Source organism: Kineococcus siccus (assembly GCF_009906795.1).
In the GTDB taxonomy this organism is placed as follows: domain Bacteria; phylum Actinomycetota; class Actinomycetes; order Actinomycetales; family Kineococcaceae; genus Kineococcus; species Kineococcus siccus.
This window is the reverse complement of record NZ_JAAALN010000004.1, coordinates 1-17,701: the sequence shown is the minus strand read 5'-3', so window position 1 is coordinate 17,701 and position 17,701 is coordinate 1. Positions and strand designations below refer to the sequence as shown.

Below are 17,701 nucleotides of genomic sequence, written 5' to 3'. Positions count from 1 at the left end.
CACGGGTGCAGCCGCCCGCCGCCCCACCGCCCTCGCCACCGCCCGCCCCGACGCCGGAGCCCGGCCCCGAGGACGGGGAGGCGCGGGTCGTCGGCGTGGGGCCGTGGGTGGGGCCGTGGCCCGACGACGCGCGCTACGACCCGGAGCTGCTGCGGGAGGGCGACCGGCGCAACGTCACCGACGAGTTCCGCTACCTGCGCCACGAGGCGATCGTGGCGGAGCTCGACGCCCGGCGGCACCCGCTGCACGTGGCCGTGGAGAACTGGCAGCACGACGCGAACATCGGCTCGGTCGTGCGGACGGCGAACGCGGTCAACGCGGCGGGCGTGCACGTCGTCGGCCGGCGCCGCTGGAACCGCCGGGGCGCCATGGTCACCGACCGCTACCTGAGCGTGCACCACCATCCCGACGTCGCGGCCCTGGCCGCGTGGGCGGCCGAGCGGGACCTGCCGCTGGTGGGCATCGACAACGTCGACGCGGCGCTGCCGCTGGAGACGTACGACCTGCCCCGCGCGTGCGTGCTCCTCTTCGGGCAGGAGGGGCCCGGCCTCAGCGCCGAGGCGCTCGCGCGGTGCACCGACGTGCTCGCCATCGCCCAGTTCGGGTCGACGCGCTCCCTCAACGTCGGGGCCGCGGCGGCCGTCGCGCAGCACGCGTGGGTGCGGCAGCACGTCTTCGGTCAGCGTCCGCGCTGAGAGGCTTCCGACGCGGAAGCCACTCCGCCGTCCCTCGCCGGACCAGGCGCCGTACCGAGCGCTTGACGGCCCCCAGGCTTTGCTCGTAGAACTCTCACCAGGGGGGACGCGCCTCCCTCGACGACGAGGAAGGCCTCCAGGACCGCCATGACCTTCAGCCTGGGCATCATCGGAGCCGGCCAGTTCGCCGGCTCCTTCGCCAAGCTCTTCTCCCTGCACCCGGGTGTCGGCGACATCCACGTCACCGACCTCCTGCCGGAGCGCGCGCAGGCGCTGGTCGAGGAGCAGGGGCTCGCGGGCACGTTCGCCTCGGTCGAGGAGATGCTCGCCTCCGACGTCGACGCCGTGGCCCTGTTCACCCAGCGCTGGACGCACGGCCCCCTCGTGACGGCCGCGCTCGACGCGGGCAAGCACGTCTACTCGGCCGTGCCGCTGGCCGTCACGGCCGACGAGATCGCAGCGGTCATCGAGCGCGTCGAGCGGCTCGGGCTCGTCTACATGATGGGTGAGACGAGCTACTACAACCCCGCGACGGTCTACGTCCGCCAGCGGCTGGCGGAGCTGGGCCAGGTGTTCTACGCCGAGGGCGACTACGTCCACGACATGGACCTCGGCTTCTACGACGCCTACCGCTACTCCGGCGGCGAGGACTGGAAGGCGACCGCCAGCTACCCGCCCATGCTGTACCCGACGCACGCGACCGGGGGCGTGCTCGGCGCGCTGCCGACGCACGCCGTGAGCGTCAGCTGCGTCGGCGTCCCCGACCGGCGGGGCGACGGCGTCTTCGACCGCGAGGTCAGCATGTTCGACAACGACGTCTCGAACGCCACCGCGCTGTTCGAGCTCGCCGGGGGCGGTTCCCTGCGGACCAACGAGTTCCGCCGCGTCGGCTACCCCTCGCACATCAAGGAGTCGCGCTTCCGGTTCTTCGGCACCGAGGCCAGCTTCGAGCAGACCGCCCTGCACAGCCTCTGGCAGGACAAGCAGGGCGTCACCGACGTCACCGACCACCTGCACGCCCGGCCCAGCCTGTCCGAGGACGACCCGTCGCTCGCGCACGTCTCGCCCACCCTGCGGGCCGCCTTCGTCTCCGGCACGGCCCCCGTGCACGACCGCAGCCGGCTGCCGGAGAGCCTCGAGGGGGCGCCGAACGGCCACGAGGGGGCCCACCACTTCCTCGTCGACGACTTCGTCACCTCGGTGCTGGGCGGCACGCTGCCGCCGGTCAACGCGTGGGTGGCCGCGCGGTTCACCCTGCCGGGCATCGTGGCGCACGAGTCCATGCGCCGCGGCGGCGAGCGCCTGCCGATCCCGGACCACGGCGACGCCCCCGCGGGCTGGACGGCCGCCCGGCGGCCCGGGGACGTCACCGCCTGACCTGCCGGAGCCCGGCGCCCCGAGGCGGCGCCGGGTTGGCCCGTCCGGCTGGACCTGGGCTCCGGACGTCCAGCGCCGCGGCGCAGCGGCCGATGCCCAGGCGTGACCTCGTCGGCCGGCGCCCGCCGGCGCCTGCCCGCGCTGCCCCTGGGGACCGGGGTGGCGCTCGAGGCGTTCCTGGTGCTCCTGGGCAGCGCGCTCGCGACGGCGCTGCTGGTCCGGCTCGGCGCCCTCGACCGCTTCCTGCCGCCGGGGTCGGCCGGCCCGCCCGGCCTGCTGCCGCACCTCGGGCTCTTCCTGGCCGTGTCGCACCTGCCGATGTTCGCGTTCGGCGCCCGGCGCGGCCGGCAGCTGAAGCGGGAGCACGCCGGCCGTCGCGGCGCGGAGACGGAGCTGGAGCGGCGGGCCCGCGAGGACCGGGTGACCGGTCTGGCCAACCGCCCCCGCTTCCTGGAGCTGGTCGAGGCGGCCTGCGCCGATCCGTCCGCGGTCGTCGGGGTCCTCCTCGTCGACCTCGAGGGGTTCGCCGACGTCAACGAGACGCTCGGGCACGACGTGGGCGACGCGGTCCTCGCCGCCGTGGGGCAGCGGCTGCTCACGGCCGTGGGTCCCCGCACCGACGGTCCCGCCGCGGCCTCGCGACACCCCTGGCCGGTCGTGTGCGTGGCCCGCGTCGGCGACGACACCTTCGGGCTCCTGCTCGCGGGGGACGGTGACGGCGCCCCGTCGGTCGACGACGCCGCCGCCCACGCCCTGGCCCGCCACCTGCTGGCGGAGCTGGAGCACCCGCTGGACGCGGGGGGCGTGCACCTGCAGGTCGAGGCGCACGCCGGGGTCGCGCTGGGGGCGGGCAGCGGTGCGCTCACGCTGCTGCGCCGCGCCGACGCCGCCCGGGCCGCGGGGCGGCGCGACGGCTCGCCCGTGCGCTCCTACGACGACGTCCTGCAGCGGCGCTCCAGCCGGCAGCTGCTGCTGCAGGGGCAGCTGCGGCAGGCGATCGCGAACGGCGAGCTCATCGCGCACTACCAGCCGAAGGTGGCGTGCGGCAGCGGACGGGTCACGGGCGTCGAGGCGCTCGTGCGCTGGCAGCACCCGGACCTCGGCCTGCTCCCGCCCGCGGACTTCCTCGAGATCGCCGAGCAGTCCTCCCTCATCCGTCCCCTGACCGTCGCGGTCCTCGACGCCGCGCTCGCCGACGTCGCCCGCTGGGCGGCCGCGGGCACCGACCTCGGCGTCGCGGTGAACCTGTCCGCCCGCGTCCTGGACGCCGACCTGCCCGGCCTGCTGGCCGAACGGCTGCGGCACAGCCGGGTGACGGCCACGCGCCTGGAGCTGGAGCTGACGGAGACCGCGGCCCTCACCGACGCCGGGACGACCGCCGCCGTCCTGCACGAGCTCCGCCGCGCGGGGCACCCCGTCTCGATCGACGACTTCGGCACGGGGCACGCCGGCCTGGCCTACCTTCGGGACCTGCCCGCCACGACGCTCAAGGTCGACCGGCAGTTCGTCTCGGGGCTGCCGGGCAGCGTCCGGGACACGGCCATCGTCGTCAGCACCGTCGAGATGGCGCACCGGCTCGGGATGACGGTGGTGGCCGAGGGCGTCGAGGACGCCGCCACCTGGCAGGCGCTCACGGCCCTGGGGTGCGACGAGGCGCAGGGGTTCTGGATGTCGCGGCCCGTCCCCGCCCGGGACGTGCCCGCGGTGGTCGCGCGGATCGAGCGGCTGCACGCGGTCCCGGCGCCGCAGCGCACCGCGCGCTGACCCCGCGGGCGCGCGCGGTGCCGTGACGCGGGCCGCGGCGCCGAGCATGATGGCGTGGTGGAGGCGCCCCTGCCGGCGGTCCAGGTCGTCGTCGCGCACGACGAGCGCGCGACCCTGCGCGTCGGCGACGTGTTCCTGAAGGTGGACCCGGACCGGGCCCGCGGCGACGTGGAGGTCGCGGCGATGGCCGCCGCTCCCGTGCCGACGCCGCAGGTCCTGTGGCGCCGGCCACCCGTGCTGGCGCTCGCCGCGCTGCCCGGCACGGCGCTCGGCCACCTCGGCACACCCTCGACGGCCTCGCCCGTGGCGTGGGCGGCGGCGGGCGCGGCGCTGCGCGCGCTCCACGAGGCCCCCCTGCGCGACGCGCCGCCACGGTCGGCCCGCGGTCCCGCCGAGATCGCCGCCGAGCTGGACCGCGAGTGCGCGTGGCTCGTCGCGGACGGTGTGGTGGCCCCCGAGGTGGTCGACCGCAACCGCCGGGCGGCGCAGGCGGCGCTGCGCCCCTGGGCGCCGGTCTTCACCCACGGCGACCTCCAGGCCGACCACGTCTTCGTCGACGGCGACGAGGTCACGGGCGTCGTCGACTGGTCCGAGGCCGCGCGCGGCGACGCCCTGTTCGACCTCGCCGTCCTCACGCTCGGGCACGCCGAGCACCTCGGCGACGTCGTCGACGGGTACGGCACCGACGTCGACACCGACGTCGTGCTCGCGTGGTGGTCGGTGCGCTGCCTCCTGGCGGTGCGCTGGCTGACCCGGCACGGCTTCGACCCCGCCGCGCCGGGCTGCGAGGTCGACGTGCTGCGGTCGTGCCCCTGACGTCGGGGCCGCCGTCCTGGACGCACGAGAGCCCCGGACCTGGTGGTCCGGGGCTCCCGGTGCGCAGGGGCGACGCTCAGCCGGTCACGGCCGTCCCGTCACGGGTGCGGCCGTCACGGGTGCGGGGGTCACGGCAGGACGAGGACCTGGCCGACGCGGATGGCGCCCGGGTTGTCGCCGATGAGCGCGCGGTTGGCGTTCCAGACCGCGACGTAGCCGCCGGCCACGCCGTTGTTGCGGGCGATGCGGTACAGCGTGTCGCCGGGGGCGACGGTGTGGGTGCGCGCGGACTGCGGCGCCGCGGGGGCGGGCGCCGGGGCCGCGGCGGGCGCGGGAGCCGGCGCGGGCGCGGGCGCCGGGTGCAGCAGCGCCTGCTCCATGCCGACCGGGTCCGCGGTGCCGCGCAGGCCGAGCTTGCGCGAGCACGAGGGCCACGCGCGCCAGCCCTGCTTGGCCAGGGTGCGCTCCGCCACCACGATCTGCTGCTCGCGCGTGGCCAGGTCGGCGCGCGGCGCGAACTGCCCGCCGCCGAAGCCGTTCCACGTGCTGCGGCTGAACTGCACACCGCCGTAGTAGCCGTTGCCGGTGTTGATGTTCCAGCGCCCGCCGGACTCGCACTGCGCGAGGCGGTCCCACTCGGAGATCGGCGCGGCCGACGCCGTGGTGGTGGGGACGAGGACCGCGGCGCCCGCGGCTCCCGCGGCGACGGCGGCCACGGCGGTGCGGCGCAGGACGGTGCCGTGCTGGGTCGCCGCGCGGTGGCGGGCAGGCGTGCGGGGACGACGGAACGCGATCATGGAGACCTCCAACGCCTACGAGGTCAGCTGTCGGGTTCGGGTCGAAGGTGGTGACCCGGCCGCCGTGGCGGCTTCACCCCGAGGGCGTCGGTCCCGGCCGTGCCGGGACGTCTGCCCGAGGAACCATCGGGTCCCCCGCTCCTGCCCGTCGTTCTCAAGATCCGGCGCGGTGGGCAGGACTCGGCGTCTCCGCGGCCGTGCTCCCGGCAGTGCCAGGAACGGTCGAACCGTAACAAGCCGGAGCCCTCGCGTACACCGTCTCGTGGCCGTCCCGTGATCCGGGGGCTGCGGCGCTGCGCGGATCGGTGGCCCGGTGTGGTCAACGTCTCACGTCGCGGGCGCCTGCCCCGACCTCGTCCGCCTCGTCGGTCCCGTGCGTCCCACGCCCGCCGCGGGGCTCAGCTGTCGGCGAGCAGCTTCGCGACGGCGTCCTGGATGCGCGGCGTGAAGTCGGCCGCGCGCTCCCCGGGGAGCCCGTGCAGCGGGTCCCCGAAGGTGACGGTGACGTGCGGGCGGCCCTTGGCGGGCCAGTTCCTGCGGGGCGGCATCGCCTCGTACGTGCCGCGCAGGGCCATCGGGACGACGGGGACGCCCGCGTCCAGCGCCAGGTAGGCGGCGCCCTTCTTGAACGGGCGCATCTCCCCGGTGTAGCTGCGCCCGCCCTCGGCGAAGATGACCAGGCTCCAGCCGTCGTGCAGCAGCTGCGCCGAGGTGTTCGGGCCGCGCCCCCCGCGACGCTCGAGCGGGAAGGTGCCGATGACGAGCCCGGACGGCGCCGCCCGCCACCAGACGTCGAAGAAGTAGTCCGCCGCGGCGGCGATGGCCACCCGGCGACGACGGCGGGCGCCGAGGGCCTCGAGGATGACGGGGGCGTCCAGGTGCGAGGAGTGGTTCGCGACCAGGACGGCGGGCCCGCCGATGGCGTCCAGCTTCTCCGCGCCGTGCACGCTGATGCGCAGCTCGGCGCGCATGAGCGGGCTCAGCAGCGCACGCTGCAGGCCCGAGCGCACGAGCGTCGCCGGGCGCGAGCGCACCCAGTCGTTGCGGTGCACCTTGTGCTGGTCGTCGCCGCCGTCGGGCCGGGGCGTCCCGGCGCGCCCGCGCAGCAGGGGCAGGGCCCGGCGGCCCCGGCCGCCCCGCGGCACGGCCATGAGCATCGTCATCAGCGGACCTCCTCGCGCACGGCTCCGGGCGCGTTCAGCAACGGTGACGGGAGCACGCAGGCATCCTTCCACGGCCGCCGCGGCGCGCCCGCCGGGCACGCGCGCGGCGGGTCAGTCGGTCCCGGCCAGGACCTGCTGCGGCAGGCGGAGCCGGAAGGTGGCCGACGTGGCCGCCCAGTCCGCCACCGGCCAGCGCGACGTGCGCGCGGCGCGGAACAGCGGCACGTCGGGGGAGACGGCCGTGGGGTTGCCGACCGACTTCAGCAGCGGCAGGTCCGAGTGGGAGTCGGCGTAGGCGTAGCTGGCGCCGAGGTCGGCCCCCTCGACCTCCGCGTAGCGGCGCAGCCAGGCCGCGCGGGCCTCGCCGACCAGCGGCGGGGAGGTGAGGAACCCCGTGGCGCGCCGGACCCCGGCGGAGTCCCGCTCCTCCTCGAGGTCGGTGCAGACGACCTCGTCGAACAGCCCGGACAGCGGCCGCGTGACGGCCCGCACGTCGCCCGTCATGAGCACGGTGCGGTGACCCGCGTCGCGGTGGGCCTGGATGCGCCGCAGGGCGTCCGAGCTGACCTGGGTCAGGAACGTCGGGGCCAGCACGTCGTCCACGAAGCGCTCCAGCGCGTCGAGGTCGGCACCCGCGTAGCCGCGGAAGAGGGCCCGCAGGAAGCTGCCCCGGTCGCGCCGCTCGGCCGCGATCCACGACGGCAGGTGCCGCACGATGCGCGCGAACTCGCGCACCCGGGCCGGCGCGTCCAGCTCGGACAGCCGCAGCGCCAGGTACGTGTCGACGACCGTGCCTTGCACCAGCGTGCCGGCCAGGTCGAAGACCGCGAGCACGGGCGCCGCGCCCTCGGCGACCGGCACCAGCGCGCGGGGGCCTGCTACCTCGGTCGCCTTGCGGCGCCGGCGGATCTCCTCGTACTTGCGCATCTGCTGCGTGACGCTCGGGCAGTGGATCTTGCGGAAGTACTCGTCCCAGTCGATGACCGCCGTGTCGAAGGCGAACAGCTCGCGGTCGGCCGGGTCGAGCGTCTCGTGCAGCGCGAGCGTCCGGTCGTCGACGAAGCGCAGCTCGGCCTCGGTGTACGCCTTGTACAGGTCCATGTAGCGGCGGGCGAAGTCGACGCGGTCGCGGGCCTTGTCCAGCGAGCGCGAGGCCTGGCGCACGCGCTCGGACCGGGGCGCGAAGGCCAGCGCGCGGTCGGCGATCCGGGTCAGGCGCTCGCCCATCGCGACCTGGCGCTCGACCTGGCGGACGCCGGGGAAGTCCCACGTGGGCAGGACCTCGGGCGTGGAGTCGAAGGGGAACTCGCTGAAGAACAGCCGCACCCGCTCGTAGAGCCCGCGGAACGTGACGGGGTTGCGCGACCCCGACGACACGTGGAAGTAGGCGGGCTGCGACAGCGGCGGCGGGGTCGCGGCGACCTTGAGGATCGCGTTGACGACGTGGTCGATCGGGACGATGTCGACGACGGAGTCCGGGGCCGCGGGGAACTCGGTCAGCTCCCCCCGGCCGTAGGCCATGATGATCGGCTCGGCCATCTTGAAGCCCTCGATCCACCCCGGGTAGGGGTGCACGAGCGCGGACTCGATGATGCTGGGCCGCACGATGGACGTGGGGACGACGGGCGCCGCGACCTCCTCGACGAGCCGCTCGCCCATGGCCTTGGTGAACGTGTAGACGTCCGTCCAGCCCAGCGTGCGGGCGCGCTCCTTGCCCGCGGACTTCTGCTGCGCCGTGATCCACTCCAGCCGGCGGCTCTCCGCCCCCGCGGCGACGCTCAGCGGCCCCGCGCGGCCGTGGTCGCGCTCGGCCTCGCGCAGGAAGCGCCGCAGGTTGACCTCGAGGCGGGAGTCCTCCTCGATGCGCACGGCGGTGCGCAGGCCGGCCTCGGTCTCGGCCCGCCAGTCCACGGCGTGCTCGACGGCCCGCTCGGGCACGGCCCCGCGCCGGCGGCCGCCCACGTAGGCCGTGGAGATGTGGACGTAGTGGATGGCGGTGCCGGTGCGGGCGCTCGCCTCCAGCGTGCGCTCCACCAGGCTGCGGGTGCCCAGCACGTTGGTGCCGAACGCCTCCTGGATCAGCGGGTCGAAGGACACGTCGCCCGCGCAGTGCACGACGACGTCGACGTCGTCGGGCAGCGCGGGCACGGCGGAGAGGTCGCCCTCGAGGACGTCGACCCGCTCGGCGAGCAGGGTGTCGACGTCGCCCGCGGCGCGGAAGATCGGCTTGCGCAGCAGGCCGCGCACGCGGTCGGTGCCGCTCTGCCCCGGCTTGGGGCGCACCAGGGCCACCACCCGGGTCCCCGGCAGGTCGACGAGCAGGCGCTGGAGCAGCGCCTCGCCGACGAAGCCGGTCACCCCCGTCAGCAGGAGACGCTTGCCGTCGAGCTCGTCAGCCAATCGCACGCGAGGAATCCAACCACGACCGGCGGCCCCCGCCGTGCGCCCGAGCGTCCTACGCTGCGCCGGGGGCCGCCGCGGCCCGGAGGGTGAGAGGAGCCGCACGTGGAGATCGCCTGCCTGCAGGCCGCCGGGACGCCCGGCGACGTCGAGGCCAACCTCGCGGCCCTGGACGCGGCCTGCGCCGAGGCCGCGGCCCACGGCGCGGACCTCCTGGTCACCGACGAGATGTACGTGACGGGCTACGACATCGGCGAGCGCGTGCACGAGCTCGCGCGGCAGGACCTGCTCGCGCGGGTGCAGGACCTCGCGCGCCGGCACGGCATCGCGGTGGTGGCCGGCCTGCCCGAGCTGGCGGGCGGCGCCTGCTACAATACGGCCGCCCTCGTGGGTCCCGACGGCGCCCTGCTGGCCCGGCACCGCAAGGCGCACCTGTTCGGGGCCCTGGACCGGGCCGTCTTCACCGCGGGCGACGACCTGGTGACCGTGGTCGACCACGCGGGCGTCCGGATCGCCCTGCTCATCTGCTACGACGTCGAGTTCCCCGAGTCGGTGCGGGCCGCGGCCACCGCGGGCGCCCACCTGGTGCTCGTGCCGACCGCGCAGATGGAGCCGTTCGGCTGGATCGCCGAGGAGCTCATCCGCGTGCGGGCGTGGGAGAACCAGGTCTACGTGGCCTACGTCAACCACGACGGCCGCGAGGGGTCGCTGGAGTACGTGGGCAGCAGCAGCGTCGTGGCGCCGTCGGGGGAGGTGCTCGCGGCCGCCGGCCACGGCGACGTCCTGCTCTACGCGACGGTCGACCCGGCCCTGGTCGGCGAGCAGCAGCGGGCGAACCCGTACCTCGCCGACCGCCGTCCCGAGCTCTACGGCGGCCTGGCGCGCTGACCCCCGCACCGCGCGGCGGGGAGTCGGCGTGACAGCGGACGCACAGCTCGGAAGGATCGGGGGGTCGCGCGGCGCCCAGCCGTGACGGAACCACCGCGAGGAGGCGGCGTGTCCAGCAGGATCCCCACCCAGGACCACCCGGGCGCAGCCCGCCCACCGCGGTCCCGCACCCGCTCGATCGTCGTCTGGACGCTCGTCGCGCTCGTCGGGGCGACGGCCTGGACGGTGCTCGCGCTGTCCCGCGGCGAGTCCGTCAACGCGCTCTGGGTGCTGTTCGCCGCGCTCGCGTCGTACGCGATCGCCTACCGCTTCTACGCGCGGTTCATCACCTACCGGGTGCTGCGCGCCGACGACGCGCGCGCGACCCCGGCGGAGCGGCTGCACAACGGCGTCGACTTCGAGGTCACCGACCGGCGCGTGCTGTTCGGCCACCACTTCGCGGCGATCGCCGGGGCAGGCCCGCTGGTCGGCCCCGTCCTCGCGGCCCAGATGGGCTACCTGCCCGGCACGATCTGGATCGTCGTCGGCGTCGTCTTCGCGGGTGCGGTGCAGGACCTCACGATCCTGTTCTTCTCGATGCGCCGCGACGGCAAGAGCCTGGGGCAGATGGTCCGAGAGGAGATCGGCCTCGTCGGCGGGATCGCCGCGCTGATCGCCGTCTTCGCCATCATGATCATCATCCTGGCGGTGCTCGCGCTCATCGTCGTGAACGCGCTCGCGGAGTCGCCGTGGGGCGTGTTCTCCATCGCCCTGACGATCCCGATCGCCCTGTTCATGGGCGTCTACCTGCGCTACCTGCGGCCCGGGCGCGTGCTGGAGGCGACCGGCATCGGCGTCGTCCTGCTGCTGGCCGCCATCGTCGGCGGGGGCTACGTCGAGCAGCTCGGGCTGGCCGCGGACCTGACGCTCAGCAAGGAGACGCTGGTCCTGGCCCTCGTCGTGTACGGGTTCGTCGCCTCGGTGCTGCCGGTGTGGCTGCTCCTGACCCCCCGCGACTACCTCTCGACGTTCATGAAGATCGGCGTCATCGTCCTGCTCGCGGCGAGCCTGCTGGTCGCGCGGCCCGTGCTCGCCAACGAGGCCGTGACGAGCTTCGCGCGGGAGGGGAACGGCCCGGTGTTCGCGGGGTCGCTGTTCCCCTTCGTCTTCATCACCATCGCGTGCGGCGCGCTGTCGGGGTTCCACGCCCTCATCGCCTCGGGCACGACGCCGAAGATGGTGGCCAAGGAGCGTCAGGTCCGCCTCATCGGCTACGGCGGCATGCTCATGGAGAGCTTCGTCGCCATCAGCGCGCTCATCGCGGCCTCGGTGATCGACCAGGGCATCTACTTCGCCATGAACTCCCCGGCGGGTGCGACCGGTGGCGACGCCGCCGGCGCGGCGCAGTTCGTGACCGGGCTGGGCTTCCCGACGAGCCCCGAGACGCTCACCGCGGCGGCCGCCGCCGTCGAGGAGCCGAGCCTGGTCTCCCGGACCGGTGGCGCCCCGGCGCTCGCGCTGGGCATCTCCCAGGTGTTCCACTCCGCCTTCGGCGGCGGCCTGCAGGCCTTCTGGTACCACTTCGCGATCATGTTCGAGGCGCTGTTCATCCTCACCGCCGTGGACGCCGGCACGCGCGTCGGCCGGTTCATGCTGCAGGACACCGTCGGCAACGTCTGGAAGAAGTTCGGCGACCTGTCGTGGCGCCCGGGCAACCTCCTGGCCAGCGCGGCCGTCGTGGCGGCGTGGGGGTACTTCCTCTACGTCGGCGTCACCGACCCGCTCGGCGGCATCAACCAGCTGTTCCCGCTGTTCGGCATCGCCAACCAGCTGCTCGCGGCGATCGCGCTGACGCTGGCGACGACGCTGCTCATCAAGCACGGACGGCTGCGCTACGCGTGGGTGACGGGCGTCCCGCTGGCCTGGGACCTCGTGACGACGATGACCGCGAGCTACCAGAAGGTGTTCTCCGACAACCCCGCGATCGGCTACTTCGCCCAGCGGGCCCGCTACGCGGACGCCCTCGACGCGGGGCAGCTGCTGGCGCCCGCCAAGGCTCCCGACGAGATGCAGCAGATCGTCACGAACTCGACCGTCAACGGCGTGCTGCAGTCCGTCTTCGCCGTCCTCGTCCTCGTCGTGGTCGCCAACGCCGCCGTCGTCGTGGTGCGGGCCGTGCGCGCCGGGTCGCTGCCGACGACCGAGGTCCCGGCCGTCGCCTCGCAGCTGGTCGAACCCGCGGGCCTGTTCGCCTCGGCCGGGGAGAAGGCCGCGGTCGCCGCGGCGGGGAGCTCCGGGACCGGGAGCGCGGCGGAGGTGCGGCGGTGAGGGCCCTGCTGCGGGGGGTGCGCTGGTACCTGCGGGAGATCGGCGGCTCCGCCCGCTGGGACGCCTACCTCGCGTCCTGCGCCGAGCACGGCCACGCCCCCGTGTCGCGGGGGGAGTTCGAGCGGGCGCGGGCGGACGCGCGGGCCGGGTCGCCCGGCGCCCGCTGCTGCTGACGTGCCCGCTGCTGCTGACGCGCCCGCTGCTGCCGGCGCGCCCGGTCGGGCATGATCGGCGGGTGGTCGAGATGAGCGTCGAGGAGTTCGAGGAGGCCGTCGCCGACGCGCTCGACGAGGTCCCGGAGGACCTGGCGCGGGCGATGGACAACGTCGTTGTCCTCGTCGTCGACGACCCGCCCGACGACGCCCCGCCGGACCTGCTCGGCCTCTACGAGGGCACCCCGCTGACCGAGCGGGGGACCTGGTGGGCGGCCGGGTCGCTGCCGGACCGGATCTCCATCTTCCGCAACCCCACGCTGGCCGTCTGCGCGGACCGCGACGAGGTCGTGGCGGAGGTGCGGATCACCGTCGTCCACGAGATCGCCCACCACTTCGGCATCGACGACGACCGGCTGCACGAGCTGGGCTGGGCCTGACGGACCGCGCCGGGGTCCGGCACCCACCGGGCCCCCGGCGGGTGCGGAATCGCCGCGCCCCGGGAGCCGTTGAGCGGGTATGACCGAGATCACGACCCGGGGCGGGGTCACCCAGCCGCCCGTGTCCCTCCCGCAGGGCCTGGGGGACCTGTCCGTCGACGCGCTGCAGTTCGCCCTCGCGCGCTCGGCGTTCGACGACCGCCGCTTCACCGACGCCGTCGCGGCGCTGGAACCCCTCGTGGTCCGTCACCCGGGTGACCGCGCTGCGCGCGAGCTGCTGGCGCGCAGCTACTTCTCGGCGGCGATGCTCGCCAAGGCGGAGGTCCAGGCGCGGGACCTGGTGCGCCGCAGCCCGTCCGACGCCTACGCCCACCTGCTGCTCTCGCGCTGCCTGGAGCGCCAGTCGCGCCCCGACGAGGCCCGGGGGCACCGCGTGATGGCGCACGTCCTCGGCGCCGACTGACGCGGCGCCGCGTCGTCAGACGAGGTCGATCAGCGAGCCGATCGAGTCGACGACGCGGTGCGGGCGGAACGGGAACCTCTCGACCTGGTCCGCCTTGGTCGACCCGGTGAGGACGAGGAAGGTGCGAAGGCCCGCCTCGATGCCCGCGACGACGTCGGTGTCCATCCGGTCGCCGATCATCGCGGTCGTCTCGGAGTGCGCCTCGATGCGGTTCATGGCGGAGCGGAACATCATCGGGTTCGGCTTCCCGACGAAGTAGGGTTCCGCGCCCGTCGCGCGCGTGATGAGCGCCGCGACGGACCCCGTCGCCGGCAGCGACCCCTCGGCCGAGGGGCCGGTGGCGTCGGGGTTCGTCGCGATGAACCGCGCACCCTTCTCCACCAGCCGGATCGCCCGGGTGATCGCCTCGAAGGAGTAGGTGCGGGTCTCACCCAGCACGACGTAGTCGGGGTCGGTGTCGGTCAGGACGAAACCCGCCTCGTGCAGCGCCGTCGTCAGCCCCGACTCCCCGATGACGTACGCGGAACCCTGCGGCATCTGCCGCGCCAGGAAGTCCGCCGTCGCCATGGCCGAGGTCCAGATGGACTCCTCGGGCACGTGCAGGCCCGTGCGCGCGAGCCGGGCCGCGAGGTCGCGCGGCGTGAAGATCGAGTTGTTCGTCAGCACCAGGAACCGGCGGCCGGAGTCCACCAGCCGGGCGAGGAAGTCCGCGGCCCCGGGCAGCGCGCGCTCCTCGTGGACGAGGACCCCGTCCATGTCCGTCAGCCAGCACTCGATGTCGATCTCGTCCTGCACGCCGTCACCCCTCCGTGTCGTCCGCGGGCGGGCCCGTCGTCGGGCCCGACGTCGAGCCGGTCAGCCGGGCAGCCCCGCCAGGACGGCCGCGGTGCCCGACAGTCCCAGCCGGGTGGCCCCCGCGTCGAGCATGGCGAGGGCGGCCTCGGTGGTCCGGATGCCGCCGCTGGCCTTGACGCCGAGCCGGCCTCCGACCGTCTGCGCCATGAGCGCGACGGCGTGCGTGCTCGCCCCGCCGCTGGGGTGGAAGCCCGTCGACGTCTTGACGAAGTCCGCGCCCGCGGCCTCGGCCGCGCGGCACACCGCGACGAGGACCGCGTCGGGCAGGGCCGCGGACTCGACGATGACCTTCAGCACGGTCGGGGCCGGGGCGGCGGTGCGCACGGCGGCGATGTCCGCCTGCACCGCGGCGACCTCGCCGGCCAGCGCGGCGCCCACGTCGATGACCATGTCGACCTCGTCCGCCCCGGCCGCGACGGCGGCGGCCGCCTCGGCGGCCTTGGTCGCGCTCGTGTGCTTGCCGGAGGGGAAGCCGCACACGGTGGCCACGACGAGACCGACGCCTGCGACCGGCAGCATCGACGGCGAGACGCACACCGCGAGGACCCCCAGCTCGCGCGCCTCGGCGCACAGCGCGGCGACGTCGGCCGCCGTGGCCTCGGGCTTGAGCAGGGTGTGGTCGACGAGGCGGGCGACGTCGGCGGCCGTGCGGGGGGAGGGGGCGGTCACGGGCGGGAGTCTGCCACCGACCGCGGGGCCCGCCCTCCCGGCGGAGGTCCCCGCCGGCGGGCGAGGCGTCGCGGTGGAGCGGGGGCTAGCGTCGGCGTCCCGACCGCCGACTGGAGGACGCGCCGTGAGAGACGTGCTGCCCGCGGTCCTGCGCTGGGCCGGGCAGGGTCAGGCCTGCGCCGTGGCGACCGTGGTCCGCACCTGGGACAGCGCGCCGCGCCCCGCGGGGGCGTCGATGGCCGTGGCGGCAGACGGCGAGGTGGCCGGCAGCGTCTCGGGGGGCTGCGTGGAGGGTGCCGTGCACGGGGTCGCCCTGGAGGTCCTCGCGTCGGGGACGGCCCGCCGCGTCACCTACGGCGTCTCCGACGACGAGGCCTTCGCGGTGGGCCTGACCTGCGGCGGGGTGCTCGAGCTGCTCGTGGCGCCCGTGACGGCCGGGGACGTCGCCCTGCTCGCGGCGATGGCCGGGGACCTGCGCGACGAGCGGCCCGTGGCCCTCGTCACGGTCGTGGGCCCGGCGGGCCCGCCCGGTGCGGCGGCCCCGCCTCCCGCCGGGGAGGCGACCGGCGCCGAGGAGGCGACTGGTGCCGAGGCGTCGCCGGGCCCCGCCCGGCCCGGGTCCCGCGTGCTCGTGGGCCCCGCGGACGGCCCCGTGCGCGGTTCGCTCGGCACGGCGCGCCTCGACGCCGCGGTCGCGGACGCCGCCCGCGGGGTGCTCGCGGCGGGGCGCGCGGGCGTCGTGCACCTCGGCCCCGACGGCGAGCGCCGCGGAGACGAGCTCGCGGTGTTCGTCGAGTCGTGCGCGCCCCCGCCGCGCCTGCTCGTCTTCGGCGCCATCGACTTCGCCGCGGCGCTCGTGCGGATGGGCCGGTTCCTCGGCTTCCGCGTGACGGTGTGCGACGCGCGCCCGCTGTTCGCCACGGCGGCACGGTTCCCGGACGCCGACGAGGTCGTCGTGGCCTGGCCGCACCGGTGGCTCGCCACGGCCCCCGTCGACGACCGCACGGTCGTCTGCGTCCTGACCCACGACCCGAAGTTCGACGTGCCGCTGCTCGAGGTGGCGCTGCGGACCCCGGCCGCGTACGTGGGGGCGATGGGCAGCCGCCGCACGCACGAGACGCGCCTGGCCGCGCTGCGGGCGGCGGGGCTGACCGACGCCGAGCTGGCCCGGCTGTCCTCGCCGATCGGCCTCGACCTCGGCGGGCGCACTCCCGAGGAGACCGCGGTGTCCATCGCCGCGGAGGTCGTCGCGCGCCGGTGGGGCGGCAGCGGACGACGGCTGTCCGAGGTCGCCGGCCCCGTGCACGCCGCCGCGGCGGGGGCGCCACCCGCGCCGTCCGGACCCGTCGAGGCGGCGGCCGGCGGTTAGGCTCCTCGCCGTGGTGAGCCTCCCTGGTCTGAAGAACGTCCTCGACCGCAGCAGCGGTGCGGAGACCCTCCCCTCCCCGCGCCCGGTGCGCCTGACGGGGTGGGGCCGCACGGCCCCGACGACCGCGACGGTGCTGCGCACGGCCGACCTCGACGTGCTCGCCGAGGCCGTGCGCACGGCGGGCCCGCGGGGCGTCATCGCCCGCGGCCTGGGCCGCAGCTACGGCGACTCGGCGCAGAACGCGGGCGGCCTGGTCATCGACATGACGGCGCTGGACCGCATCCACCGCATCGACGTCGACGCGGCCCTCGTCGAGGTCGACGCCGGGGTGTCGCTGGACACGCTGCTGCGGACCGTCGTCCCGCACGGGCTCTGGGTTCCCGTGCTGCCCGGCACCCGCCAGGTGACCGTCGGCGGAGCCATCGGCGCCGACATCCACGGCGGCAACCACCACACGCAGGGCAGCTTCAGCAACCACGTCCTGTCGCTGGACCTGCTGACCGCCGACGGGACGATCCGCACGCTGACCCCCGACGGCCCCGAGCGCGAGCTCTTCCTGGCCACCACGGGCGGCATGGGCCTGACGGGCGTCGTGCTGCGCGCGACGATCCGCCTCGACCGCGTCGAGACGTCCTACTTCATCGCCGACGTCGAGCAGGCGCCGAACTTCGACGAGCTGCTCGAGCGGCTGCAGCGCAACGACGAGAAGTACACGTACTCCAAGACGTGGTTCGACTCCGTCACCCAGGGCGAGCACATGGGCCGCGGCTTCCTGCTGCGCGGTTCCAGCGCGAAGCTCGAGGACCTGCCGAAGAAGCTGCGCAAGGACCCGCTGAAGTTCGACGCCCCGCAGCTCGCGACGTTCCCGGACCTGTTCCCGTCGGGGATGCTCAACCGGCTCACCGCGAAGGCGCTGAACGAGTTCTACTACCGCAAGGCGCACACCGAAGACGGTGTGGTGCAGAACATCACGCAGTTCTACCACCTGCTCGACCTGTTCGCGGACTGGAACCGCGCCTACGGACCGAACGGGTTCCTGCAGTACCAGTTCGTCGTCCCCTTCGGCCGCGAGGACGTCCTGCGCGCGAGCATGGAGGCGATCGTGCAGTCCGGTCACATCTCGGCGCTGAACGTCCTCAAGCGCTTCGGCCCGGGCAACGACGCGCCGCTGTCCTTCCCGACGGAGGGCTGGACGCTGGCCGTCGACCTGCCGGTGCGCGAGGGGCTGGACCGGCTGTGCGACACCCTCGACGAGATGGTCCTCGACGCGGGTGGGCGGCTGTACCTGGCCAAGGACTCGCGGACGACGGCCGAGCGCTTCGCCCGCATGTACCCGCGCCTGGAGGAGTGGCGACGGGTCCGCGACGCCGTGGACCCGGAGCGCACGTTCGCCTCGGACCAGGCGCGCCGGCTGTCGCTGGTCACGGGGTGAGCCGCGGCGCCCGTCCGCTCCCCGCGGGGGTGCCGGGCCGCGCTGAGCCGGCGGCTCAAGCCAGGGGGTGGGGGTGCCGATGGACGGGCGGACGGAACAGCCGTCGTCGGGGGA

Annotated in this window: 16 protein-coding genes and 1 riboswitch; of the genes, 11 read left to right on the top strand and 5 right to left on the bottom strand. The window is 75.2% G+C overall.

The window, feature by feature from the left end; genetic code table 11:
- Positions 1 to 5: 5 nt before the first annotated feature.
- From GTR02_RS22610 to GTR02_RS01320, 4 genes are all read left to right on the top strand, one after another.
- Positions 6 to 695 carry a TrmH family RNA methyltransferase gene (locus tag GTR02_RS22610; RefSeq protein WP_166605671.1) on the top strand — a complete coding sequence of 230 codons (690 nt, stop codon included), beginning with the start codon at positions 6 to 8 and terminating at the stop codon, positions 693 to 695.
- Positions 696 to 842: 147 nt separating this feature from the next.
- Positions 843 to 2,072 carry a Gfo/Idh/MocA family protein gene (locus tag GTR02_RS01330; protein WP_166605670.1) on the top strand — a complete coding sequence of 410 codons (1,230 nt, stop codon included), beginning with the start codon at positions 843 to 845 and terminating at the stop codon, positions 2,070 to 2,072.
- Positions 2,073 to 2,174: 102 nt separating this feature from the next.
- The gene (locus tag GTR02_RS01325) at positions 2,175 to 3,836 is read left to right on the top strand and encodes an EAL domain-containing protein (protein ID WP_166605669.1); all 1,662 of its coding nucleotides are present in this window, start codon (positions 2,175 to 2,177) and stop codon (positions 3,834 to 3,836) included.
- Between the two features lie 69 nt (positions 3,837 to 3,905).
- Positions 3,906 to 4,652, top strand: coding sequence for a phosphotransferase family protein (locus tag GTR02_RS01320; protein ID WP_166605715.1), 747 nt, complete (start codon positions 3,906 to 3,908; stop codon positions 4,650 to 4,652).
- A 128-nt stretch (positions 4,653 to 4,780) separates the two neighbouring features.
- On the opposite strand, the gene GTR02_RS23620 is transcribed toward GTR02_RS01320, so the two are convergent.
- From GTR02_RS23620 to GTR02_RS01305, 3 genes are all read right to left on the bottom strand, one after another.
- On the bottom strand, positions 4,781 to 5,449 hold the full coding sequence (locus GTR02_RS23620; protein WP_166605668.1) for a LysM peptidoglycan-binding domain-containing protein: 669 nt from the start codon (positions 5,447 to 5,449) through the stop codon (positions 4,781 to 4,783).
- A riboswitch (cyclic di-AMP (ydaO/yuaA leader) is annotated at positions 5,447 to 5,626 on the bottom strand. It overlaps the preceding gene by 3 nt.
- Positions 5,627 to 5,847: 221 nt before the next feature.
- The gene (locus GTR02_RS01310; RefSeq protein ID WP_166605667.1) at positions 5,848 to 6,612 is read right to left on the bottom strand and encodes a lysophospholipid acyltransferase family protein; all 765 of its coding nucleotides are present in this window, start codon (positions 6,610 to 6,612) and stop codon (positions 5,848 to 5,850) included.
- Between the two features lie 111 nt (positions 6,613 to 6,723).
- On the bottom strand, positions 6,724 to 9,018 hold the full coding sequence (locus GTR02_RS01305; RefSeq protein ID WP_166605666.1) for an SDR family oxidoreductase: 2,295 nt from the start codon (positions 9,016 to 9,018) through the stop codon (positions 6,724 to 6,726).
- 99 nt (positions 9,019 to 9,117) lie between these two features.
- Between GTR02_RS01305 and GTR02_RS01300 the strand changes: the two genes are divergently transcribed.
- The 5 genes from GTR02_RS01300 (at position 9,118) to GTR02_RS01280 (ending at position 13,262) form a co-directional block, all read left to right on the top strand.
- Positions 9,118 to 9,900, top strand: a complete 783-nt coding sequence (locus tag GTR02_RS01300; protein WP_166605665.1) for a nitrilase-related carbon-nitrogen hydrolase — start codon at positions 9,118 to 9,120, stop codon at positions 9,898 to 9,900.
- A gap of 120 nt (positions 9,901 to 10,020) precedes the next feature.
- Positions 10,021 to 12,207: a carbon starvation CstA family protein gene (locus tag GTR02_RS01295; RefSeq protein ID WP_420814670.1), complete on the top strand. Its 2,187-nt coding sequence runs from the start codon at positions 10,021 to 10,023 to the stop codon at positions 12,205 to 12,207.
- On the top strand, positions 12,204 to 12,380 hold the full coding sequence (locus GTR02_RS01290; protein WP_166605663.1) for a CstA-like transporter-associated (seleno)protein: 177 nt from the start codon (positions 12,204 to 12,206) through the stop codon (positions 12,378 to 12,380). Before GTR02_RS01295 ends, GTR02_RS01290 begins: the two co-directional genes overlap by 4 nt.
- A 71-nt stretch (positions 12,381 to 12,451) precedes the next feature.
- Entirely contained in the window at positions 12,452 to 12,799 is a 348-nt protein-coding gene (locus GTR02_RS01285) for a metallopeptidase family protein (protein WP_166605714.1), read from the top strand.
- A 79-nt stretch (positions 12,800 to 12,878) separates the two neighbouring features.
- Positions 12,879 to 13,262: a tetratricopeptide repeat protein gene (locus tag GTR02_RS01280; RefSeq protein ID WP_166605662.1), complete on the top strand. Its 384-nt coding sequence runs from the start codon at positions 12,879 to 12,881 to the stop codon at positions 13,260 to 13,262.
- 15 nt (positions 13,263 to 13,277) lie between these two features.
- Here the strand turns inward: GTR02_RS01280 and GTR02_RS01275 are convergent, their stop codons facing one another.
- Together GTR02_RS01275 and deoC are read right to left on the bottom strand one after the other, a co-directional pair.
- The gene (locus GTR02_RS01275; protein WP_166605713.1) at positions 13,278 to 14,018 is read right to left on the bottom strand and encodes an HAD-IIA family hydrolase; all 741 of its coding nucleotides are present in this window, start codon (positions 14,016 to 14,018) and stop codon (positions 13,278 to 13,280) included.
- 99 nt (positions 14,019 to 14,117) lie between these two features.
- Complete coding sequence (gene deoC / locus GTR02_RS01270) at positions 14,118 to 14,786, bottom strand: deoxyribose-phosphate aldolase (RefSeq protein WP_166605661.1); 669 nt, start codon at positions 14,784 to 14,786, stop codon at positions 14,118 to 14,120.
- A gap of 124 nt (positions 14,787 to 14,910) precedes the next feature.
- Here deoC and GTR02_RS01265 point away from each other — a divergent pair, with 124 nt between their 5' ends.
- Both GTR02_RS01265 and GTR02_RS01260 read left to right on the top strand, forming a co-directional pair.
- On the top strand, positions 14,911 to 16,155 hold the full coding sequence (locus GTR02_RS01265) for an XdhC family protein (protein WP_166605660.1): 1,245 nt from the start codon (positions 14,911 to 14,913) through the stop codon (positions 16,153 to 16,155).
- 85 nt (positions 16,156 to 16,240) lie between these two features.
- Complete coding sequence (locus GTR02_RS01260; protein ID WP_166605712.1) at positions 16,241 to 17,587, top strand: decaprenylphosphoryl-beta-D-ribose oxidase; 1,347 nt, start codon at positions 16,241 to 16,243, stop codon at positions 17,585 to 17,587.
- Positions 17,588 to 17,701 lie beyond the last annotated feature (114 nt).